This window comes from Staphylococcus sp. M0911 (assembly GCF_003491325.1).
GTDB classification, from domain to species: Bacteria; Bacillota; Bacilli; order Staphylococcales; family Staphylococcaceae; genus Staphylococcus; species Staphylococcus warneri_A.
This window is the reverse complement of sequence record NZ_CP022881.1, coordinates 2,076,592-2,100,317: the sequence shown is the minus strand read 5'-3', so window position 1 is coordinate 2,100,317 and position 23,726 is coordinate 2,076,592. Positions and strand designations below refer to the sequence as shown.

Annotated in this window: 23 protein-coding genes; 20 read left to right on the top strand and 3 right to left on the bottom strand. The window is 32.7% G+C overall.

Annotated elements, in window-relative coordinates:
• Positions 1-108 precede the first annotated feature (108 nt).
• On the top strand, positions 109-861 hold the full coding sequence (tarA, locus tag ssp1_RS10235; protein WP_002451035.1) for an N-acetylglucosaminyldiphosphoundecaprenol N-acetyl-beta-D-mannosaminyltransferase TarA: 753 nt from the start codon (positions 109-111) through the stop codon (positions 859-861).
• Positions 862-939: 78 nt separating this feature from the next.
• On the opposite strand, the gene tagH is transcribed toward tarA, so the two are convergent.
• A complete protein-coding gene (tagH, locus tag ssp1_RS10230; RefSeq protein ID WP_118828213.1) occupies positions 940-1,734 on the bottom strand; it encodes a teichoic acids export ABC transporter ATP-binding subunit TagH in 795 nt (264 codons plus the stop codon).
• A gap of 476 nt (positions 1,735-2,210) precedes the next feature.
• Here tagH and tagG point away from each other — a divergent pair, with 476 nt between their 5' ends.
• The 4 genes from tagG (at position 2,211) to tagD (ending at position 5,868) form a co-directional block, all read left to right on the top strand.
• Entirely contained in the window at positions 2,211-3,023 is an 813-nt protein-coding gene (gene tagG, locus ssp1_RS10225) for a teichoic acids export ABC transporter permease subunit TagG (protein WP_002451033.1), read from the top strand.
• A 163-nt stretch (positions 3,024-3,186) separates the two neighbouring features.
• The gene (tarB, locus tag ssp1_RS10220; RefSeq protein WP_075778857.1) at positions 3,187-4,278 is read left to right on the top strand and encodes a teichoic acid glycerol-phosphate primase TarB; all 1,092 of its coding nucleotides are present in this window, start codon (positions 3,187-3,189) and stop codon (positions 4,276-4,278) included.
• Positions 4,275-5,339: a glycosyltransferase family 2 protein gene (locus ssp1_RS10215; RefSeq protein ID WP_118828212.1), complete on the top strand. Its 1,065-nt coding sequence runs from the start codon at positions 4,275-4,277 to the stop codon at positions 5,337-5,339. Before tarB ends, ssp1_RS10215 begins: the two co-directional genes overlap by 4 nt.
• Positions 5,340-5,469: 130 nt before the next feature.
• Positions 5,470-5,868, top strand: a complete 399-nt coding sequence (tagD, locus tag ssp1_RS10210; RefSeq protein ID WP_002451030.1) for a glycerol-3-phosphate cytidylyltransferase — start codon at positions 5,470-5,472, stop codon at positions 5,866-5,868.
• Positions 5,869-5,946: 78 nt separating this feature from the next.
• On the opposite strand, the gene pbp4 is transcribed toward tagD, so the two are convergent.
• Positions 5,947-7,236, bottom strand: a complete 1,290-nt coding sequence (gene pbp4 / locus ssp1_RS10205) for a penicillin-binding protein PBP4 (RefSeq protein WP_002451029.1) — start codon at positions 7,234-7,236, stop codon at positions 5,947-5,949.
• A gap of 193 nt (positions 7,237-7,429) precedes the next feature.
• Between pbp4 and ssp1_RS10200 the strand changes: the two genes are divergently transcribed.
• The 12 genes from ssp1_RS10200 to ssp1_RS10145 all read left to right on the top strand — a co-directional run bounded on the left by ssp1_RS10200 (position 7,430) and on the right by ssp1_RS10145 (position 20,280).
• Positions 7,430-9,157 carry an ABC transporter ATP-binding protein gene (locus ssp1_RS10200; protein ID WP_002451028.1) on the top strand — a complete coding sequence of 576 codons (1,728 nt, stop codon included), beginning with the start codon at positions 7,430-7,432 and terminating at the stop codon, positions 9,155-9,157.
• Positions 9,158-9,391: 234 nt separating this feature from the next.
• Positions 9,392-10,621 (top strand): NupC/NupG family nucleoside CNT transporter, encoded by a 1,230-nt coding sequence (locus tag ssp1_RS10195; RefSeq protein WP_049423095.1) that lies wholly within the window; start codon positions 9,392-9,394, stop codon positions 10,619-10,621.
• Between the two features lie 500 nt (positions 10,622-11,121).
• Entirely contained in the window at positions 11,122-11,955 is an 834-nt protein-coding gene (locus tag ssp1_RS10190; RefSeq protein WP_002451026.1) for a YitT family protein, read from the top strand.
• Positions 11,956-12,186: 231 nt separating this feature from the next.
• Positions 12,187-12,987 (top strand): ABC transporter ATP-binding protein, encoded by an 801-nt coding sequence (locus ssp1_RS10185; protein WP_075778859.1) that lies wholly within the window; start codon positions 12,187-12,189, stop codon positions 12,985-12,987.
• Positions 12,988-13,029: 42 nt separating this feature from the next.
• Entirely contained in the window at positions 13,030-14,034 is a 1,005-nt protein-coding gene (locus ssp1_RS10180; RefSeq protein ID WP_107536135.1) for a FecCD family ABC transporter permease, read from the top strand.
• Complete coding sequence (locus ssp1_RS10175) at positions 14,031-15,047, top strand: FecCD family ABC transporter permease (RefSeq protein WP_118828211.1); 1,017 nt, start codon at positions 14,031-14,033, stop codon at positions 15,045-15,047. Before ssp1_RS10180 ends, ssp1_RS10175 begins: the two co-directional genes overlap by 4 nt.
• Positions 15,048-15,163: 116 nt before the next feature.
• A complete protein-coding gene (dhaK, locus tag ssp1_RS10170; RefSeq protein ID WP_107536136.1) occupies positions 15,164-16,132 on the top strand; it encodes a dihydroxyacetone kinase subunit DhaK in 969 nt (322 codons plus the stop codon).
• Positions 16,133-16,163: 31 nt separating this feature from the next.
• The gene (gene dhaL, locus ssp1_RS10165; protein ID WP_075778862.1) at positions 16,164-16,742 is read left to right on the top strand and encodes a dihydroxyacetone kinase subunit DhaL; all 579 of its coding nucleotides are present in this window, start codon (positions 16,164-16,166) and stop codon (positions 16,740-16,742) included.
• Positions 16,742-17,104, top strand: a complete 363-nt coding sequence (gene dhaM / locus ssp1_RS10160) for a dihydroxyacetone kinase phosphoryl donor subunit DhaM (RefSeq protein ID WP_075778863.1) — start codon at positions 16,742-16,744, stop codon at positions 17,102-17,104. The genes dhaL and dhaM overlap by 1 nt, the downstream gene beginning before the upstream one ends.
• Positions 17,105-17,216: 112 nt before the next feature.
• Entirely contained in the window at positions 17,217-17,717 is a 501-nt protein-coding gene (locus tag ssp1_RS10155; RefSeq protein WP_002451019.1) for a hypothetical protein, read from the top strand.
• Between the two features lie 297 nt (positions 17,718-18,014).
• Positions 18,015-19,082: a YkvI family membrane protein gene (locus tag ssp1_RS10150; RefSeq protein ID WP_075778864.1), complete on the top strand. Its 1,068-nt coding sequence runs from the start codon at positions 18,015-18,017 to the stop codon at positions 19,080-19,082.
• Between the two features lie 145 nt (positions 19,083-19,227).
• Entirely contained in the window at positions 19,228-20,280 is a 1,053-nt protein-coding gene (locus tag ssp1_RS10145; protein ID WP_002451017.1) for an alpha/beta hydrolase, read from the top strand.
• 123 nt (positions 20,281-20,403) lie between these two features.
• Here the strand turns inward: ssp1_RS10145 and ssp1_RS10140 are convergent, their stop codons facing one another.
• Positions 20,404-20,910 carry a GNAT family N-acetyltransferase gene (locus ssp1_RS10140; RefSeq protein ID WP_075778865.1) on the bottom strand — a complete coding sequence of 169 codons (507 nt, stop codon included), beginning with the start codon at positions 20,908-20,910 and terminating at the stop codon, positions 20,404-20,406.
• A 126-nt stretch (positions 20,911-21,036) separates the two neighbouring features.
• Between ssp1_RS10140 and ssp1_RS10135 the strand changes: the two genes are divergently transcribed.
• The 3 genes from ssp1_RS10135 to ssp1_RS10125 are packed head-to-tail and all read left to right on the top strand — an operon-like array spanning position 21,037 to position 23,681.
• Positions 21,037-21,960 carry an NAD-dependent epimerase/dehydratase family protein gene (locus tag ssp1_RS10135; protein WP_107536137.1) on the top strand — a complete coding sequence of 308 codons (924 nt, stop codon included), beginning with the start codon at positions 21,037-21,039 and terminating at the stop codon, positions 21,958-21,960.
• A gap of 13 nt (positions 21,961-21,973) precedes the next feature.
• Positions 21,974-22,648, top strand: a complete 675-nt coding sequence (gene graR / locus ssp1_RS10130) for a response regulator transcription factor GraR/ApsR (protein ID WP_002451014.1) — start codon at positions 21,974-21,976, stop codon at positions 22,646-22,648.
• Positions 22,641-23,681: a sensor histidine kinase gene (locus ssp1_RS10125; RefSeq protein ID WP_118828210.1), complete on the top strand. Its 1,041-nt coding sequence runs from the start codon at positions 22,641-22,643 to the stop codon at positions 23,679-23,681. Before graR ends, ssp1_RS10125 begins: the two co-directional genes overlap by 8 nt.
• Positions 23,682-23,726: the final 45 nt, after the last annotated feature.

Sequence of the window (23,726 nt, the reverse complement as noted above, 5' to 3'; positions counted from 1 at the left end):
TGTTAAAATAATCGTACATTTTGGTGAAAATTAAAACAATGACTAGATTTGATATAACTTGATATATCAGTTGAGATGACTGATCAAGTAGGATAGGAGATTTATTTTATGACATTAAAAGGTCAGCACAATAATAAAAAGGTTGATATATTAGGCGTGAATTTTGACCATACTACGATGTTGCAAATGGTTGAAAATATTAAAACATTTTTTATGGCACAGACGACAGATAATTTATTTATAGTTACGGCTAACCCTGAAATTGTTGACTATGCATCAGAAAATCATGACTATCAACAACTCATCAATAGTGCTGATTACGTCATCGCTGATGGTACAGGTGTCGTGAAAGCATCAAAACGATTAAAACAACCGTTACCACAAAGGATTCCAGGTATAGAATTATTAGAAGAATGTCTGAAAATGGCACATGTAAACCAACAAAAGGTGTTTATTTTAGGATCAAAGAATGAAATTATTGAAAAGGCAGAGCAACAATTAAAAGCTAAATATCCACGCGTGACATTTGCACATCATCATGGTTACATTAATTTAGAAGATGAAACGGTCATTAAGCGTATAGAGACATTTAATCCGGATTATATATTTGTTGGTATGGGTTATCCTAAACAAGAAAAGTGGATTGCTCACCATAGTAAAGCATTTCAACATACCGTAATGATGGGTGTTGGTGGTTCATTTGAAGTGTTTAGTGGCGCCAAAAAAAGAGCGCCCAAATTCTTTAGGAAGTTAAATATAGAATGGATTTATCGTTTATTAATTGATTGGAAACGTTTAGGAAGGTTAAAGAGTATCCCTAAATTTATGTTTAAAATTGCTAAACAAAAAAGACAACGTTAATAATATAAGTTTATAAAAAGGCAATCTTGGGTTGAGTGATTAACCCAGGATTGCCTTTTTATTGGTGTTTTAAGGTGATTATTTAACGATAAATCGAGATGCATCTAAGTCTCTTCTAAATGCTTTTTGTTCATTTTTCGATTTTTTCTTGAATTCTTTCAAGAACTTTTCATAATTTGGTAAAACATCATCTAATTCGCCAAACTCTTTAAGTTTACCGCCTTCAATCCATGCGATTTTCGTACAAAATTCTTTAACTTGACGGATATTATGACTGACGAAAAAGATGGTTTTATTCGCTTCTTTAAATTCATAAATTTTATCTAAACATTTTTGAGTGAAAGTTTGGTCACCAACGGACAATGCTTCGTCAATAACTAAAATATCAGGGTTAACTGTAATGTTAATAGAGAAACCAAGTTTTGCAAGCATACCACTAGAGTATTTTTTTACAGGTTGATATATGAATTCACCTAATTCACTAAATTCAATGACTTGAGGCATTAATTCTTTGATTTCTTTACGTTTGAATCCCATACATAACATTTTGAATTCAATATTTTCAACACCTGTTAATTGGCCATTTAATCCAGCATTGATTGCAATTACACTAACGTCACCTTTGCGGTTGATTTTACCAGATGTAGGGGACAGTGATCCGCCAATCATATTGCTTAATGTAGATTTCCCTGAACCGTTAATACCAACAAGACCAATCACATCTCCTTCGTGCGCTTGAAGAGAAACATCATCTAATGCGAAGAATGTTTTGTTTTTATTTTTAGGTATTAAGGCATCTTTAATACGGTCTTTATTCGTTCTATATATACGATATTCTTTAGTTACATGTTCTATATTTACCGATACGCTCATAATTAGTCCTTCCTTAATTACATTTATATAGATTATAATATACTACTCATCAGTTGTTAAATTTATTAACCTAGTGTAAAGTGAGTAGAAGATTTTGTTTAAAATTGAGTGAAAGTTAATCTAACACGATAGACTTTGTCTAATTATAGACAATCAATGATATTATTGTCATTTTAAGGTGCTTTATTATGTTTAATAACTTAAATGATTGTATAATAAGATGAGAATTTAATAAACTAATATCTTTTACTAAGTTATATAGTTTGGTATATTTTATTCAATTAAAACAAATTTACATATTAAAAAACAATGAGTTTGAGATATGAATATCATCATTTCAAAAGTATTTGTTTAACTTAATTTCTACTCATAACATGAATAGTGTGGATTGAAAGACAAATAGTTTTCAAAATGATAGATTCCATCTCAACATCAATTGTATATACATTAAATGTTTGAAAGTGTGGTTTAATTCAATGTCAGCAGTAGTTACTGTATTTAAAGAACACATCAAAAACTTTTATTTAATCCAGCGACTGGCACAATTCCAAATTAAAATTTCAAACCATAGTAACTATTTAGGGATGGCTTGGGAACTATTGAACCCAGCGCTACAAATTATGGTTTATTGGTTAGTGTTTGGTCTGGGAATCAGAAGTAACAATCCGGTACATGGCATTCCATTTGTATTTTGGTTACTCGTTGGTATTAGCATGTGGTTCTTTATTAACCAAGGTGTACTCGAGGGTACAAAATCTATATCCCAAAAATTTAATCAAGTCGCAAAGATGAATTTCCCATTGTCCATTATTCCAACATACATTGTAACAAGCAGATTTTATGGACATATTGGTTTACTTGCCATCATTATCGTAGCATGTATGTTTAGAGGGATTTACCCATCTATTCATATCATTCAATTATTGATTTATGTGCCGTTTGCCTTTTTATTAACGGCGTCTGTTGCTTTATTTACATCAACGTTAGGTATATTAGTGAGAGATACTCAGATGGCGATGCAGGCATTAATGAGAATATTATTCTATATGTCGCCCATTTTATGGATTCCTAAAAACCACGGTGTAAGTGGCATTGTGCACCATATTATGTTATTCAATCCAGTATACTTTATTGCTGAATCATACCGTGCGGCAATATTATTCCATCAGTGGTACTTCATTGATCACTGGAAATTAGCATTATATAATGTCATGATTGTTCTCATATTCTTTGTTTTAGGTTCTATACTTCATAAAAAATATAGAGATCACTTTGCTGATTTCTTATAAGAATATAGTGTGTCAAAAGACGTATAACAGTAGACCGACGATGTATTGTTGGTCTACTTTTTATTTTAAGGACAATGGGTTATGAGAGAATTATTTTCTATCAATCTTGGAATCGTTTATAATTTATGAATAAAGATAAATCGAAATAAAGCCGGTGAATGAAATGAGAGTTTTAATCAAAAAAATATATATGATCGTCATTGCAATATTGAATGTCCTTTTTAGAGGATTAAAAGTTAAAAATAAAAATATTGTTGTTATGATGACTTTTCCTAAAGATGTACTTCCGATTATTGAACAATTAAGTACTAAAGGATACAAATTAACTGTTATCACGACAGACAAGCATGCGCATCATATTCAACATTTATCAAATGTGACATATATTAAAGCAGGAAATAAAAATGTTATTCAACATATTAAAGCGCTAAGCACAGCAAAAGTAATTCTAATAGATACTTATTATTTAATTATGGGTGCATACCATAAAAAAGCGCAACAAACTGTTATTCAAACATGGCATGCTGCTGGGGCATTAAAAGACTTTGGGTTAACAGACCATCAAGTGGATTTGAATAATCAAGCAATGGTGAATCAATATCAACGAGTATATTCGGCTACAGATCTATATTTAGTAGGTGGAGATGAAATGGGGCATTGTTTTAATGAATCATTTGATGCGCAACCTTCACAAATGTTATGTTCTGGACTTCCTAGATTAGTTGAATATTTAAATATTGATATCAAAGAAGAACAACAGCGATTAAAAAATCAATATGGTATCCAAGATAAATTAGCGGTCTATATGCCGACCTATAGGGAAAATCATCAAGCTAACAGACAAATTAATACGGCACGCTTTGAAAAGGCTTTGCCTGAATACACATTGCTAAGTCACTTACATCCGTCTATCAAAAATGATGAAGAATATGACTTAGATTCGACATCATTAGTTATCATGGCTGATTTAATTATTAGTGATTATAGTTCGATACCAATAGAAGCAAGTTTACTTAATAAACCAACACTCTTTTATGTGTATGACGAAAAGGAATATGAAAAGGTAAGAGGACTTAATCAATATTATTATGATATTCCTAATACGTATAAAGTGACGACGGAAGACGCACTTATTGAAAAAATTAAACAAGACGATAAGCAATTTAAGTCTTTATTTAACCATTGGCATCAATACACTACGCAAGAAACACTGAATCAAGTAACAAACTATATAGATAAGTTGGTGAAATCATGAAATTAGCGATTATAATGCCTGTATATAATGGGCAAGATACAGTACGAAGAGCGGTAACGTCGATTGATACTAAAGCTGAATTTGAAATTATTTGTGTGAATGATGGTTCGACAGATCATACTAAGCATGAATTAACCGAATTACAAAAAGAATTTCCTAATATTAAAGTCATTCATCAAGAGAATCAAGGTGCTGCTAGAAGTCGTAATGTAGGATTAGCAGCTATGGATGACGATACGAATGCATTTATGTTTTTAGATGCGGACGACCAATATTTACCAAGTCGCATAGATGCGATGATACAAACATATGAGAATCACGAGGAAACTGACATAGTAATAGGTCAAATAGGTCGCGATGTTCATGGGGAATGGAAAGTATTTCCAACGCACGAAGAAATTAAGAGAGATGAAGTTGTAACGCTCGAAAGAAACCCAGAAATACTTCAATCTATAGGTCCTGGTGGTAAATTGTTTAGTGCCAAATTTGCTTCTTTAAGATTTGATGAAGATGTTGTATTTTGTGAAGAGCATACATTCATGGTACGTGCTTTTTCTAAAGCGCGAGATATTAATCTTATGTCAATCATCGCATATGGCTATAATGAGCGAGAAGGATCTGTGACAGATAGACGTGCAGATACGTTCTTACCATATATGGAAGATGCTATGAAAGTGCGACAACGCGTGATGGAATTATTGCTATTAATGAATGAAAAAACCTACTATAGCTATCGTATGGATAACCTTATTGTAAGTTATTTAATTCAAGCACATTTATTAAAAAATAGTGCGATTACACCTTCATTTATAGAAAGTGTGACGCAGTATATTAATTTGATGCAAGAAACACATTATTCTGGTGAGGCAATGTTTAGAATTGTAGAAGCGGTTGAGCAAGGTGGAACGCAATGGACTAAAGACCTCTATCAATCATGGAGACGTGTATTGGCAAACGTTGGTATTGGAAGACCAGGCTATATTCGATTTTTAGCACAGACTTTTCCTAAAAAATCTGCATTTTCTGGAAAGCAAAAATTAAAAAAAGTATTAAAGAAATGATGACGCTTCATCATATAAATTTGAAAGAATAACATGATGTTTTGGTGAATTAATGGTAAGCCTATACAATTTATGCTACATTAAGAATATAAATTTTTATTAAATATTTAGTTAAGGAGAATCACGTATCATGAAACGAGTAATTACTTATGGTACATATGATTTATTACATTATGGACATATTGAATTATTAAGAAGAGCACGTGAAATGGGAGACTATCTCATCGTTGCGTTATCTACTGATGAATTCAACCAAGTGAAAAATAAAAAATCATATTATGACTATAATCAACGTAAAATGATGTTAGAATCGATTCGTTATGTAGACTTAGTAATCCCTGAAGATGGTTGGGGTCAAAAAGAAATTGATGTTGAACGTTTCGATGTCGATGTTTTCGTTATGGGACATGACTGGGAAGGCGAATTTGATTTCTTAAAAGATAAATGTGAAGTGATTTATCTTAACCGAACTGAAGGTATTTCAACAACGAAAATCAAACAAGAATTATACGGAAAAGACGCTAAATAATAGCGTGTTTATAATAAAGGACAAAGCCAAGACGAGATGTCTACGCTTTGTCCTTTTATTGTTATGGTAATATAATATCTATTTTCGACGAAAAGCTTGAATAAATAGATGGATCATAATAGATAATACGATGACTAAACCTATAGCAAAGATAATAGCTATCGTAGGATGAGTTTGCCACATGCTTTTAGCAACGGTTGTCGCATGATGGAATATGGGTTTATGTACAGTAACCGAAGGTGGACCATCTTGTTTAGTGATGAATTGACGATTGTAATCTACATGTACTTTGCCGTCATCAATGACTAATTGATAGTCCTTTTTAGTGAAATCTTTAGGTAGTACGTCGTATAAATCTTGTTCAACATAATAGGTTTTACCATTTATTTGATGTTTACCTTTTGAAAGGATTTTTTCGTATTTATATTGACTAAATGAACGTTCCATTAGCGCATTGCCCATCATGTTACGTTGTTTTTCTCCACCGATATGTTTATAATCCCCAGCGCCTAATATGACTTGGTTGATTCTAAAACCGTTTCGCTTTGTAGTAATCGTATGATTATAATCTGCAGTGTCACTAGAACCAGTTTTTAATCCATCTGTTCCTGGTAAGCTCATGTCGGCACCATCCAACGAATGGTTGAATGTATAATACGTGACACCATGCGTCGTTGGTGCGAGTTGTTTGGTAAAATGTAATATTTTAGGCGTTTCATTAATCACATGTTGGTCTAAAATGGCATAGTCACGTGCTGTAGTTGTTGTGTTTTCAGTTTTTTTATATTTAGAAGGGGCAAAGCTTTTGAGACGAGCATTTTCAGCACCTGTTGGATTCACATAATGTGTATCTTTCATACCGAGTTCTTTGGCTTTTTTATTCATTAAATCTGTGAAGTCATTGACGTTACCCGATACTTGCTCGCCAAGTATCAATGCAGCGGCATTGCTAGAATTAGATACGGTAATTTGAAGCAAATCTGAAATGGTCCACTTCTGGCCCGGGTAAAGCTTAGTATTACTTAATTCGGGAAGCGTAGACATTTGATATTCGCGATCAGTTATTTTGACTTCATCATTTAATGATAGCTTTTTATCTTTAACGGCTTCTAATGTAAGATACATTGTCATAAGTTTAGTCATTGATGCCGGATACCAAACCTTATCTTTATTGTATTCATAGAGTATTTGGCCGTCTTGACTCACGTTAATAGCACTTTCAGGTTGATATGCTTCAGTTACTTTACTATAACCATTATCGATTGCAACTTGAACTGGTGTAACATCACCATTCTCTGCATTAGCAAAAGGTGTTATAATATTTAATACGAAGAACATCGTTATGATGAGTTTAAAGATTCTTTTCATTATTTCTTTCCTTTAACTATTATTTTCAACTAATATATTTTATCATATACATTATTTGATACATATATGTAAGATGTTGAATTTTTGATATTTTATTATAGTTGGGAAAGACTTAAATATTTGGGATGCACGGACTTTTATAGTAAGATTGAGCAAAATTTAAAATATGAATATTAATAGAAGAGGTATTATTATGAAACAAACTAACCCTTTATTCTTTTTATTTAAAAGGCTCTCTTGGCCAATTGGGTTAATCATTGCTGCGGTTATTATTACTTCTTTAGGAAGCTTGAGTGGATTATTAGTACCTCTATTTACTGGGAGATTAGTAGATAAATTCTCAGTAAGTACTATGAACTGGAATCTTGTAGCCATATTTGGAGGTATATTCTTACTTAATGCTATTTTAAGTGGTATTGGATTATATTTACTAAGTAAAATTGGTGAAAAAATGATTTATGATATCCGTTCATTATTGTGGGAACATATCATTCAATTAAAAATGCCGTTCTTTGATAAAAACGAAAGTGGTCAATTGATGAGTCGTTTAACAGACGATACAAAGGTAATTAACGAATTTATTTCTCAAAAATTACCTAATTTATTACCTTCAGCATTAACGTTAGTTGGTTCACTCGTTATGCTATTTATCATGGATTGGAAAATGACGTTGTTAACGTTTATTACTATTCCTATTTTTGTACTTATCATGATTCCATTAGGTCGTGTGATGCAGAAGATTTCAACAAGTACACAAACTGAAATTGCTAATTTTAGTGGTTTACTTGGACGTGTACTGACAGAAATGAGATTGGTTAAAGTATCCAATACAGAAAGATTAGAACTTGATAATGCGCACACTAATTTAAAAGAAATTTATCGCTTAGGTTTAAAACAAGCTAAAATTTCAGCAGTAGTACAACCTATTTCGGGTGTAGTAATGTTATTAACTATAGCTATCATCCTAGGTTTCGGCGCTTTAGAAATTGCAACAGGTGCTATCACTGCAGGTACATTAATCGCAATGATTTTCTATGTGATTCAAATGTCTATGCCGTTGATTAATTTGTCAACATTGATAACAGATTATAAAAAAGCTGTTGGGGCAAGTCATCGTATTTATGAAATCATGCAAGAACCTATAGAACCTACAGAATCACTTGAAGATTCAAAAGATGTTGAGGTACAAGATGGTGAACTTGTATTTGATCATGTGAACTTCAAATATGACGTTAAGTCTATATTAAATGATGTGTCATTTAACATTCCTCAAGGTCAGGTTAGTGCATTTGTCGGTCCTTCTGGTTCTGGTAAAAGTACGATATTTAACTTAATTGAACGTATGTATGATATTGAAAGTGGCGACATTACGTATAATGGTACAAGTATTTTTGATATTCCATTATCTAAGTGGCGTACTAAAATCGGTTATGTTATGCAATCAAACTCTATGATGAGTGGTACGATTAGAGATAATATCTTGTACGGTGTCAATCGTTCTGTATCAGATGAAGAACTTATTAAATATGCTAAATTGGCTAATTGTCATGATTTTATTATGCAATTTGATGAGGGTTACGATACATTAGTGGGTGAACGTGGTCTTAAGCTATCCGGTGGTCAAAGACAAAGAATTGATATTGCACGTAGCTTTGTTAAAAATCCAGATATTTTGTTATTAGATGAAGCTACTGCTAACTTAGACAGTGAAAGTGAATTGAAAATTCAAGAAGCTTTAGAAACATTGATGGAAGGTCGAACTACAATTGTCATCGCACATAGACTTTCTACAATTAAAAAAGCAGGTCAAATTATCTTTATAGATAAAGGACAAGTGACTGGTAAAGGCACACATAGTGAGTTAATGACAACACATGAGAAATATAAACACTTTGTAACGTCTCAAAAGCTTGCAGACTAAAATTTAATGATAAGCACATACGCTTTAAAGAGTGTGTGTGCTTTTTTTGTATAAATTAAAGATTTAATGAAAAACGTTATTTTAAGTCATTTTTACAAATGGTATAATTAAGCCAATTAGATGGGCTCTGGTTTTGGGGGTGGATTTTATCCATGATATAGAGTCATATATCTATACATATGTTCCTTTTGTACAACACGTTGTTGGAAAATTAAATAAATAGGTGGGTGCCAAATGTTTTTATTGATTAATATCATTGGGTTAATTGTTTTCCTAGGTATTGCAGTGTTATTCTCGAGAGCACGCAAAGATATACAATGGAAATCAATTATTATTTTAGTCGTTTTAAACTTATTTTTAGCATGGTTCTTCATTTACTTCCCATGGGGAAAATCAGGAATTAAAGCAGCTGCAAATGGTATTTCCTGGGTAATTGAATCAGCAAATGCAGGTACAGGATTTGCGTTTAATAGTTTTGTTTCGAATAAGCAGATGGATATGGCTGTGAGCGCACTATTTCCAATTCTATTAGTAGTACCGTTATTTGATATTTTAATGTACTTTAATATTCTACCGAAATTAATTGGTGCAATTGGTTGGGTTTTAGCAAAAATTACGCGCCAACCTAAATTCGAGTCGTTCTTTGGCATTGAAATGATGTTCTTAGGTAACACAGAAGCACTCGCTGTTTCTAACGAACAATTGAAGCGCATGAATGAAATGCGAGTGTTAACTGTAGCAATGATGTCTATGAGTTCTGTGTCAGGTGCTATTGTAGGTGCTTATGTTCAAATGATTCCAGGGGAATTAGTGTTGACTGCTATTCCTTTAAATATCGTGAATGCTATTATTGTCGCGTCAATTTTGAATCCAGTAAGAGTAGAAGATAAAGAAGATATTATTTATAGTATTAAGGATCAAGATATAGAGCGTCAGCCATTCTTCTCATTCTTAGGTGATTCTGTATTAGCTGCAGGTAAATTAGTACTCATTATCATAGCATTTGTGATTAGTTTCGTAGCGTTAGCAGATTTAGCGGATCGTTTGATTAACTTGATTACAGGTGGCATTGGTCACTTGATGGGTCTTAAAGGTAGCTTTGGATTAGACCAAATTTTAGGCGTATTTATGTATCCATTTGCATTATTACTTGGTCTTCCTTGGGATGAAGCTTGGTTAGTTGCACAACAAATGGCGAAAAAAATCGTTACTAACGAATTTGTCGTAATGGGTGAAGTATCTAAGTCTATTAATACACTTTCACCTCACCATAAAGCAGTGATTTCAACATTCTTAGTGTCATTTGCTAACTTCTCAACTATTGGTATGATTATCGGTACATTAAAAGGTATCGTAGATAAGAAAACAGCAGACTTTGTTTCTAAATACGTGCCAATGATGCTGTTAGCAGGGATTTTAGTTTCATTATTAACAGCTGCATTTGTAGGATTATTCGCATGGTAAATTAAAAATTAAGGTTATACCTTCTATTGCTAGAACTTTTTCTAGCGATGGGAGGTGTTTTTTAATGAAAAAAATGACACATAATAAAAACCAAGTATAGTAAGTGAGGAGACACTTGTTATACTTGGCTTTTATGGGAAATGAATATTAATGTACTTGTAACGGTAAGGACTAGGTACAGTTACAGTACTTCGAGCAAAATTTGTTTTGTTACTATAAACAACACAAAGGAGATAACTTCTTTTGTTAAGAAGTTAACATTATTATAGCAAAGCGAAAGCTATAAGTAAATTAAAAATTCTGAAAATTTAAAAATATTTTATCCTTTTTTATGTTAAACCGTATTATTTCGTTAGAGATGATTCATTGATAAGTTGTATGAGTGGAAATGAAATTATTTCAAAAATATGAATTATTTACACAAGCAGTGTTGTAGGGGCTACATGCGTGTGCTACCATTTTGTTAATCATATAAAAAATAAATAAAGGGATGTGGTTGCTTGAATAGATTAATAAGAGATTTAATATTAGTCATTGTTGGATCGTTTATTTTTTCAGCTGGTGTTAATGCATTCATTATTTCAGGTAATTTAGGTGAAGGTGGGGTCACAGGTTTAGCCATAGTATTGTACTACGCTTTTCACTTATCGCCAGCTATTACTAACTTTGTAGTCAATGCTGTTTTAATTGCAGTAGGATATAAATTTTTAAGCAAACGTAGTATGTATTTAACCATTGTAGCAACTGTACTTATTTCAGTATTTTTAAGTTTAACAGAATCTTGGCATGTTGAAACAGGCAATGTAATTGTCAATGCAGTGTTTGGCGGAACAAGTGTCGGATTAGGTATTGGTGTTATTGTCTTAGCAGGTGGGACTACTGCTGGAACTACTATATTAGCTAGAATTGCACATAAGTATTTAGACGTGAGTACGCCTTATGCATTACTCTTCTTCGATTTAATTGTTGTAGTCATATCTTTAACTGTGATTTCACTCGATCGTGCATTAGTTACCGTCATTTCATTGTATATTGGTACGAAAGTGATGGAATTTGTAATCGAAGGTTTAAATACGAAGAAAGCGATGACAATTATTTCAAGTAAACCAGATGAAGTGGCTAAAGCCATAGATGAACAAGTAGGTCGTGGATTAACTATATTGAATGGTCACGGCTATTATACTAGAGAAGAAAAAGACGTCCTTTATGTCGTGATTACAAAAACACAAGTGTCACGTGCTAAAAAGATAATTAGAAGTATTGATAATCAAGCATTTCTAGTCATTCATGATGTGAGAGATGTATACGGAAATGGTTTCCTTATAGATGAATAAAAGATATTATTCCAAAGCTGTTTTAAGTAGCAAATTTGTTAGCTTAGAACGGCTTTTTAATGCGATAAAAAAGAGGAAATTAATGAAATTTATTAGTCAATATAAGTGAAAAATGTTATAATGGCTCCTGTGATAATGATTATCAATTACAATCATGAATTTAATAATTAATATATTTAATTACAGTTATGTTTTCGATATAGATATAGTAATTTAGAAAGTAGGGGAATTATGAGTCGTTTAAACGGTGAACAAGTAACAATAGGTTATGGAGATACGACGATTATTAATCATTTAGATGTGGAAATTCCAGATGGTAAAGTAACTTCAATCATTGGACCTAATGGTTGTGGCAAGTCTACCTTACTTAAAGCATTGTCTCGTTTATTATCTGTAAAAGATGGCACGATTAATTTAGACGGAGAGAGTATCCACACGCAATCTACGAAAGAAATTGCTAAGAAAATTGCGATTTTACCACAATCTCCTGAAGTGGCTGATGGTTTAACTGTTGGTGAATTAGTATCTTATGGCCGATTTCCTCATCAAAAAGGATTTGGGCGTTTATCTGATGAAGATAAAAAAGAAATCAATTGGGCGCTAGAAGTGACAGGTACATCTGAATTTAGACACCGTTCAATCAACGATTTAAGTGGTGGTCAAAGACAACGTGTCTGGATTGCTATGGCATTGGCTCAACGTACAGATATTATCTTTTTAGATGAACCAATAACATATTTAGATATATGTCATCAATTAGAAATTTTAGAATTAGTTCAAAAATTAAATCAAGAACAAGGTTGTACGATTATTATGGTATTACATGATATCAATCAAGCCATTCGATTCTCAGATCATCTTATTGCTATGAAAGACGGTGACATTGTAGCAAATGGTGAAACAAATGAAGTGTTGACACAAGATATTTTAGAACGTGTATTTAATATAGATGTTGTATTAAGTGAAGATCCTAGAACTGGTAAACCTTTATTAGTGACATATGATTTATGTCAAAAGGCATATTCTTCATAAACTGTGAGATGATTTAAAATATATAGAAAAGGTAAAGATATCATGTCAAAACCAAGGCAAAGTGGTTATATGAGATTTGTATCTTATTTGATAGGTGGAATGATAGTGCTAGCAATAGCACTATTTTTATCTATTTTATTTGGAGATGCGAAAATAGATATACCCACCATTATGGATGCAATTTTCAATTATAATCCTAAAAATCAACAACATAATGTGATTAGTGAGATCAGAATTCCAAGAGATTTAGGTGCCATTTTAGTAGGCATGGCATTATCGGTTGCCGGTGCGGTTATTCAAGGTGTGACTAAAAATAGTTTGGCGGATCCGAGTTTAATTGGTCTCAATTCAGGTGCGTCATTTGGCTTAGCCATAACGTATGCTTTTTATCCAGAAGCACCGTTTACATTACTAATGATTGCCGGGTTTCTCGGTGCATTGTTAGGTGGTTCGATTGTGTTAATGATTGGCCGTTCAAGAAAAGATGGTTTCAATCCTATGCGTATTATTTTAGCCGGAGCAGCCGTTAGTGCTATGTTAACGGCATTAAGCCAAGGTGTTGCGCTTATCTTTAGATTAAATCAATCTTTAACGTTTTGGAGTGCTGGTGGGGTTTCAGGAACAACATGGTCTCAAATTATTTGGACAGGTCCCATCATTATAGTGGCATTGGTAATTATTCTCACAATGAGTAGACAATTAACTATATTGAATTTAGGGGAATCTTTAGCCAAAGGTCTAGGACAAAATGTGACTATGATTCGTGTTGTCATATTAATTTTAGCAATGGTTCTAGCTGGCGTAGCAGTATCGATGGTAGGGCAAATTGCATTTGTTGGATTAATCGTCCCACATATTGTTCGATTTATAATAGGAACTGATTATTCTAAAGTATTACCTTTAACTGCCATTTTAGGTGGCATATTGATGTTAGTAGCTGATATGCTTGCTAGATATTTAGGAGATGCGCCAGTGGGTGCGATTATTTCATTTATTGGCGTTCCTTACTTTTTATACTTAGTTAAAAAAGGAGGACGCTCAATATGATAGATAGCCAATTACGACGTAAACAAATCATTACATTCGTGATATTTACTGTACTTGTTTTCTTAGCGTGTACATGGAGTATCGCTTCTGGTGAGTACAATATCCCTGTAAGTCGATTTTTCCAAATATTGACCGGGCAAGGTGATTATACAGACACATTAATTCTAGTCGATTTTAGATTACCACGTATGCTCATCACTATTCTTGCTGGGGCGGCATTAAGTATGAGTGGCGCAATTGTACAAAGTGTTACTAAAAATCCAATTGCTGAGCCAGGCATTCTAGGTATTAATGCTGGTGGTGGTTTTGCAATCGCATTATTCATCACAATTGGTCAGATTAAACCAGATAATTTTGTTTATGTTTTACCTATTATTAGCGTCATAGGCGGTGTAGCGACAGCTTTAATTATTTTTATGTTTAGTGTCAATCAAAGACATGGCGTTACACCTTCCAGTATGGTTTTAATAGGTGTAGGTATGCAGACAGCTTTATATGGTGGTTCAATAACACTCATGTCTAAATTCGACAAAGATCAATCAGAATTTATAGCAACATGGTTTGCAGGCAATATCTGGGGAGATGAATGGATATTTGTGATGGCATTTTTACTATGGATCATCATCATACTGCCATATCTATTTTATAAATCTAATGAATTGAATATTATCAATACGCATGAGCATGTAGCTAAAGGTTTAGGTGTTAAGGTCGGTAAAGAACGCATGGTATTATTCTTTGTAGCAGTAGTACTATCGTCAGTAGCAGTTGCAGTAGCAGGGTCTATTTCCTTTATAGGATTGATGGGGCCACATATTGCTAAACGTATTGTAGGACCACGCCATCAGTTGTTTTTACCAATAGCAGTGCTTGTTGGTGCCTTTTTATTAGTGTTATCAGATACATTAGGCAAGGTTATATTAGAACCTACAGGCGTACCAGCAGGTATCATCGTTGCAATTATTGGTGCACCTTACTTCCTATATCTCATGTACAAAACCAAAAATGTATAAAATATGTAAATAAAGTGGCATGTACGATACATGTCACTTTATTTTTATATATAATTGTTAACGCTTTCTTAAGTCGATGCATTATAATGAAAGTGGATAAATAAGGAGGGCTAACTATGAAAAAATTAATTAAAGATAAACAACAATTTTTAAGTGATATGCTCGAAGGTATAAAAATTGCTCATCCAGAATTAGAAGTTATCAATGACAATGTCGTTGTAAAAAAAGATAAAAAAACAACTGGTGTAACTTTAGTGTCAGGTGGTGGGAGTGGTCATGAACCAGCTCATGCAGGCTATGTTGCTCAGGGTATGTTAGATGCTGCAGTTTGTGGTGAAGTATTCACCTCTCCAACACCAGATAAAATTTTAGATGCTATAAAAGCTGTAGACACAGGTGAAGGCGTGCTTCTCATCGTTAAAAATTATGCGGGAGATGTCATGAATTTTGAAATGGCACAAGAAATGGCAGAAATGGAAGGTATTAATGCTGCTATGGTAGTAGTGAAAGATGATATTGCCGTTTCTGATGTTGAACAAAGACGTGGTGTTGCCGGAACAGTTTTCATTCATAAGTTTGCCGGATTTTTAGCCGATAAAGGTCTATCTTTAACAGAAATTCAAGAAAAAGTAGAAGAACTATTACCTACAGTTAAAAGTATTGGTATGGCATTAACACCACCTATGGTACCAACAACAGGAAAGTATGGTTTTGATATTGATGAGAATGATATTGAAATTGGTATCGGTATTCATGGTGAAAAAGGATTACATCGTCAACAAATGGAACCTATAGATCAGATAGTGACACGATTAGGTGACGCATTATTACAAGAAGTTGATAGTAAAGAAATACTTGTAATGGTAAATGGTATGGGCGGTACACCTTTATCTGAGCTTACAATTGCGACGTCTTATATCAAACAATATTTTGATGCGCATGATATCACTGTCAAACATTGGTATGTAGGTGATTACATGACGTCATTAGACATGCAAGGATTTTCAATTACAGTCGTACCCTATTCAGAAACACTTTTAAAAGCATTACTAGCGCCAACAACGAGTAGATATTTTAATATTTAATGAATAAATATACAGGATAAGGAGAATCATAATGGATATCCAAAAGATGAAACAACAGTTATTGGATTTAGAAACAACATTTAAAGAGCAAGAAGATGCATTAACTGAACTTGATAGAGCTATTGGCGATGGCGATCATGGTGTTAATATGTTAAGAGGTTTTGAAAGTTTAAAAGATAAATTAGATGACAGTTCAATGCAAAGTGTATTTAAATCGACAGGTATGTGTCTGATGTCAAATATTGGCGGTGCTTCAGGTCCGTTATATGGTTTTAGCTTTGTGAAAATGGCTGAAGTTGTTAAAGATGACATTGACCATAATAATTTAGTAGAACTTCTAGAAACATTTACAGAGGCAATTGCCAAACGTGGTAAGGTAGAACTTAATGAAAAGACCATGTATGATGTTGTTGCACGTGCAAATGAAGCGGTCAAAAAAGGTGAACAAGTTGATTTGAATCGTCTACAAAGCTTTGCAGAAGCAACTGTGGATATGGTAGCTACGAAAGGACGTGCATCATACTTTAAAGAAGCGTCAAAAGGTTATATGGACCCAGGTGCACAAAGTATGGTTTATATATTACGTGCAATAATAGGAGATGAAGCATAATGGCAACGCTTGTAATTATTAGTCATAGTGAACAAATAGCGAATGGTACAAAAGCATTGTTGCAACAAATGGCACCAGATGTAAAAGTCATTGCTAACGGTGGTATGAATGGTGGTATTGGGACGTCGTTTGAGACAGTTCAACAGCTAATCAATGGTTTAGAAGATGATGCCTTGTGCTTTTATGACATAGGCTCATCGGAAATGAATATTGATATGGCTATTGATATGTATGATGGGAATTATAAAATTGTTAAAGTCGATGCACCTATTGTAGAAGGTAGTTTTACAGCTGCAGTTAAATTATCAATAGGTGGAAATTTGGCGGATGCTATAGACGAAGTAAATCAAACAATTTTTTAAAATAAATGATATATTAAGCTTAAATTGATTTTTTGAAATGAAAGTTAAGGATATCTGTGATATGATTAATATTAAATGTACGATAAAATCTGGCTAATAGGAGGACATTGCCATGCAACATCTTATAAAGAAACATGTATTGAATGGCGAGTTTGATTTAGTAAGACAATTGATGTCCGAAACAGATTTTATGGAATTTGAAGAAGCATATATTTCAAGTGCTCATGAAGTAGAAAGTATGATGTTTTATACTTGTATTTTAGACATGATGAAAGTGGAAGAAACAGCAGAAATGCATGACTTAGCATTCTTATTGCTTGTTTATCCACTCAGTGACTATGAAGGTGCTTTACATTCTGCGTATTACCATGCAGATTCATCCATAAAACTTACTGACGGAAATGAAGTTAAAAGCTTATTACAAATGTTATTACTACATGCAATTCCAGAGCCTGTTATCTCTGATAAGAAGGCCTTCGATATTGCAAAACGTATTCTTAAATTAGATCCTACCAACAATGTGGCTCGTAATGTATTGAAAGATACAGCGAAACGTATGGATAATGTAGTTGTTGATATTAATGAACTAAATCAACATCGTAACGCACGTTAAAATGTGAATATTAATTTTATGAATAAAAGTCATTGAGATGAGTCATACCGTTTCAATGACTTTTTTATTGTGAATTTATAAATGATATTGTATTAAAATAAATGTGTTTTTAATAAATAAATTATTATAGAATTGTTAGAAAAGTATGAATTTTATATTTTGTAGATTAGTGAAAACAGTTGATATATAAGTCTAAATCGTGGATTTAGGCTTTTTTGACATACTTTGAAATGGGTTGAAATTAAATAATAGTACGTTATAATTCAAAATATGCGAAACGAAGGAGGTAAACTTTTCATGGGGCTCAATAAAGAAGCTATAAAAATTGGTTTCGCCTATGTCGGCATCGTTGTCGGTGCAGGTTTTTCAACCGGACAAGAAGTGATGCAATTCTTTACACCTTATGGCTTATGGTCATACATAGGTGTACTCTTATCAGGTTTGATTTTAGGTTTTATTGGTAGACAAGTAGCAAAAATAGGGACAGCATTTGAAGCAACTAATCACGAATCTACATTGCAATATGTCTTTGGCGATAAATTTAGTAAGGTTTTCGATTATATTCTTGTATTCTTTTTATTTGGTATCGCCGTTACGATGATTGCGGGTGCTGGATCAGCATTCCAAGAAAGTTTTAAAGTACCCATTTGGTTAGGTGCATTAATTATGACTGTAGTTATTTATGGCACCTTACTATTAGACTTCAATAAAATAGTAAGAGCTTTAGGTATTGTGACACCATTTTTAATTGTGATGGTTGTATTAATTGCGGTGTACTATTTGTTTAATGGATCTATACCATTGAATAAAGTTAATGATACTGTCGATAAGTCAAGCGTCATTTTAGGTATTCTCAAAGGTATTCAATATGGCGGCCTTGCATTTGCGGTAGGTTTTAGTACAGTCGTAGCCATTGGTGGGGATGCATCTAAACGAAGAGTTTCAGGTGCAGGTGCGTTATTTGGTGGTATTGTTTATACTATTCTATTAGCATTAATTAACTTTGCTTTACAAGCAGAATACCCACAAATTAAAGATGCTGCTATTCCTACACTTAATTTAGCAAATGAAATCAATCCGTGGATTGGATTAGTATTAACAATTATTATGTTAGCAGTAATGTATAATACTATTTTAGGATTATGTTACTCATTTGCAGCACGTTTTACTGAACCATATAGCAAAAAGTATCATGTCTTCATCATTATTATGATGATTGCTGCCTACATTTTAAGTTTCGTAGGATTCGCTGATTTAATTAACTATTTATATAATATTATGGGTGTAGTCGGTTTATTTATAGTTGTTGCCGTACTTATCAAATATTATAAACGTAAGAGTGATGACAAAAAGCATATTGCATAATGATATGTAATTTGATGTACTTTACAATTAAATGTGATTGATTTAATCTTAAAAGCAATTCATCTTTTTAAATAGAAGATGAATTGCTTTTTTAGCGTAATTAATTAAACGATATAATTGAGCATTGATGAGAGGATTATCCGTCATGAAGGCAAAACATAAATGGTTGTTGATAACAATTGTTGTCATTTTAATAGTAGGTACTAGTATTGGTTTACTATTGAAAACACATTATGATCATGAACATCGACAACAACAAAATAAAGAAAAAGTCCAAATCAATAATAAAAACGTGAAAGTTTTACAGAATATTTCTTATGGTCAAGGTATACCTAATAGTAAACTGGATATTATTATGCCATCTGATATGAATAAAGATAGTAAGTTACCAGTCATCTTTTGGATGCATGGTGGAGGTTTTATTGCTGGCGATAAACAGTATAAAAATCCATTACTATCTAAAATAGCTGAACAAGGTTACATTGTGGTAAACGTCAATTATGCGTTAGCACCTCAATACAAGTATCCTACACCTATTGAACAAATGAACAAAGCGGTCAAATTTATTAAAACGAATGAACATGATTTGCCAATTGATTTTGATCAAGTGATTATAGGTGGCGATTCCGCTGGCGCACAATTAACCAGTCAATATGTTGCTATGCAGACAAATCAGTCATTACGTGATGAAATGAAATTTGAACCGGAATTTAAACCTTCTCAAATTAAAGCGGCGATATTCTTTGGCGGATTCTATGATATGAAGACAGTTAAATCAACAGAATTTCCTAGGATTCAATTATTTATGAGAAGTTATACAGGTACGACAAATTGGGAGAGTAATTTTAAAAACCTATCTCAAATGTCTACAATAAATCAAGTAACCAAAGATTATCCGCCTACATTTTTATCTGTAGGAGATGCGGATCCGTTTTATAGTCAGAATATAGATTTTTATAAAAAATTAAAAGAAAAAGATGTGCCAGCTGAGACATTATTTTATGATGGCTCACATCACTTACACCATCAATATCAATTCCATTTAAATAAACCAGAATCTAAAGAAAATATTAAACGGGTACTCTTATTCTTAAGTAGAAATACATCTTCTTCAGGTGTTGAACGTAATAATCAATCTAATAACAATGAAAACAATAATATGAATCAAGATGTGCAATTAGATCCATTCAGTGAATAAAACAAACCACCGTAAAACGACAATTATAGTCGTTTTACGGTGGTTTTTTATACATGATATATCGTTATCAACTTATTTCATCTAATTATATGATAAAATTCAATATGTAATTACCATAAACAATTAATTTAAAATTTTAGCCATCACGTATTCATTATAATATTTGTTGTTAATATACAGCTTATCTTTTAATTCGCCTTCAATTTGGAATCCAGCGCTCTTAAATAAGTTAACAGCACCATCATTTTCGGGTACCACTGTCGCTTCAATACGACGGATATTATGATTGAGGGACCATGCTTCTATTGCATTAATCAAAGTTTGTCCGACACCATCTTTTTGGTACAGTTTTTTAACACCTAGATATACAATCGCTTCATGGCGTGTACGTTCATATGTTTCAGTACCTACAAAACCGTATCCTACAAGTTGATCGCTACTTTCGACAACAAAAATAGCTTTAGAAGAAGAGGTAATATAATCTTCTAAGCGCTTAATCACTTCGGTAGTACTGGGTGCATACTCACCAGGATTGTAAAATGTGAATTCTGATTCATCATAAATTTTGGTAAGTAAGTCTATAAAATTGTCTACGTCTTTTATACTAATTTCACGAATAGCGTGAGGCATGAAAACACTCCTATATTCATTTAAGTTTCTGCTACTTCTATATTATAATATAAATAAGTTAAGTTTGCTTTGAATCGTGTAATTGCACACGATGGAGTGTTCATTATACACAAGGGAGTTTAAAATATGAAACCAAAAGTACTTTTAGCAGGCGGCACAGGCTATATTGGGAAACATTTAAGTTCGGTAATTGAAAATGATGCTGATTTATATGTATTGTCAAAGTATCCAAAACCGGAACATGTTAATGCAACTGATATGACATGGTTACAGAGTGATATTTTTAATTATCAAGATGTCGTTGAAGCGATGAAAGAGATTGATATTGCTATTTTTTATTTAGATCCAACGAAAAATTCAGCGAAATTAACGCAAGCGACAGCACGAGATCTTAATTTAATTGCTGCTGACAACTTTGGTAGGGCAGCGTCAGTGAATCATGTTAAAAAGTTAGTATATATTCCAGGAAGTCGAAATGATAATCAAACGATGGAACGTTTAGGCGCTTATGGTGTGCCAGTAGAGCGTACGAAATTGGAAATCAAACGTCCTCATATCAATGTAGAATTGCAGGTGTCTAAGTACGATGATGTTAGAACGGCTATGAAAATGGTTTTGCCTAAAAAGTGGACACTTGACCAAGTTGTTGAATACTTTTTTAATTGGTTAAATAAAACCAAAGGAACGATTGTTAAGACGTATCATAGTGATGACCATTATTATATATATTTAAAAAGTAAAAACAAACCATTGGCTATTTTTAAGAAAGTTTTAACAGAGGACAATCTCATCACTTTATATTTAGTTGGTGGTAAGTTAGTCAAATCCAATGCGAAAAAGCAAGGGAAATTAGAGTTTCGATTGCTAAAAAATAACGCAATCGTTTTAGTTCATCTATATGATTACATTCCTAAAATGTTTTGGCCTGTATATTATTTTGTTCAAGCACCTCTACAAGGCATCATGATGCGTGGATTTGAAGTGGATTGTCGCATCAAACATTTTCAAGGACGTGTTCAATCTGGAGAAAAAATTAAGTACACAAAATAATAAGGTGATATGAATGCAAATATTATTAGTAGAAGATGACAATACATTGTTCCAAGAACTCAAAAAAGAATTAGAACAATGGGATTTTAATGTAGTAGGTATAGATGATTTTGGAAATGTTATGGATACATTCGAAGCATTTAATCCAGAAATTGTTATTTTAGACGTGCAATTGCCAAAGTATGATGGCTTTTATTGGTGTAGAAAAATGAGACAAGTGTCTAATGTACCTATTTTATTCTTATCCTCAAGGGATAATCCGATGGATCAAGTCATGAGTATGGAGTTGGGTGCTGATGATTATATTCAAAAACCATTTTATACCAATGTTTTAATAGCTAAACTCCAGGCGGTTTATCGTAGAGTATACGAATTTGGTGTTGAAGAGAAACGTACATTGAACTGGCAAGATGCTGTAGTAGATTTATCAAAGGATAGTATACAAAAAGGTGATCAAGCTATCTTTTTATCTAAAACAGAAATGATCATTTTAGAGATGTTAGTCAATAAAAGAAATCAAATTGTCTCACGTGATACATTGATCACCGCATTGTGGGACGATGAAGCGTTTGTAAGCGATAATACATTGACTGTCAATGTCAATCGATTAAGAAAGAAACTATCTGAAATTGGTATGGATAGTGCGATAGAAACGAAAGTTGGTAAAGGGTATATGGCGCATGAATAATTTAAAGTGGTTTTGGTTATTCGTTAAATCGCGATTAAATTGGATATTATGGATTGTATTTATCAATCTAGTCATGATCGGAATTGCGTATATTGATTATGATATTGCAGCAGATAGCGTATGGTATATCGTTGTTCTGAATTTAGGTATGAGTGTATTATTCATCATTTTTACATTTTTTAAGGAATCTAGGTTATCTAAACATTTTTATAAAAATAAAGAAATAGAAGAAATTAAACATAAAGATTTAGCTGAAACGCCATTTCAACAACAAATCGTAGACTATTTATATCGAAATATAACTTCCCAGAAAGATAAGGTATTAGCGCAACAAGTACAAATTAAAAATCATGAACAAAGCATTACAGAATTTGTTCATGATATTAAAACCCCTGTAACAGCGATGAAGTTATTAATTGATCAAGAGCAAGATTCTAAACGTAAACAAGCATTATTATACGAATGGTCATGGATCAATGAAATGTTAGACAAACAATTGTATTTAACAAGGTTAGAAACTCAAAATAAAGATATGTACTTTGACTATGTCTCTTTAAAACGTATGGTTATTGATGAAATTCAGTTGACGCGTCATATTAGTCAGGCTAAAGGTATTGGATTTGAATTAAATTTTACGGATGATTTTAAAGTGTACACAGATTTAAAATGGTGTCGTATGATGATTAGACAAATATTATCTAATTCATTGAAATATAGTGAAGATAATATGATTGAAATGAATGGTAAATGCATAAATCAACATATCGTATTAGAAATAAAGGACTATGGACGTGGTATAAGTAAGAAAGATATGCCAAGGATTTTTGAAAGAGGTTATACGTCTACAGCTAATAGAAATGAAACGACGTCATCAGGCATGGGTTTATATTTGGTTGATAGTGTTAAATCACAATTAGGGATTGAAATTAAAGTAGAGTCTAGCGTAGGAAAAGGAACTACTTTTAGCCTCATATTCCCACAACAAAATGAAGTGATTGAACGCATGTCTGAAGTGACAACATTGTCATTTTAAACATGCGTTTTGTTACACAGAATTAGCGCATTTGTTATATTCAAT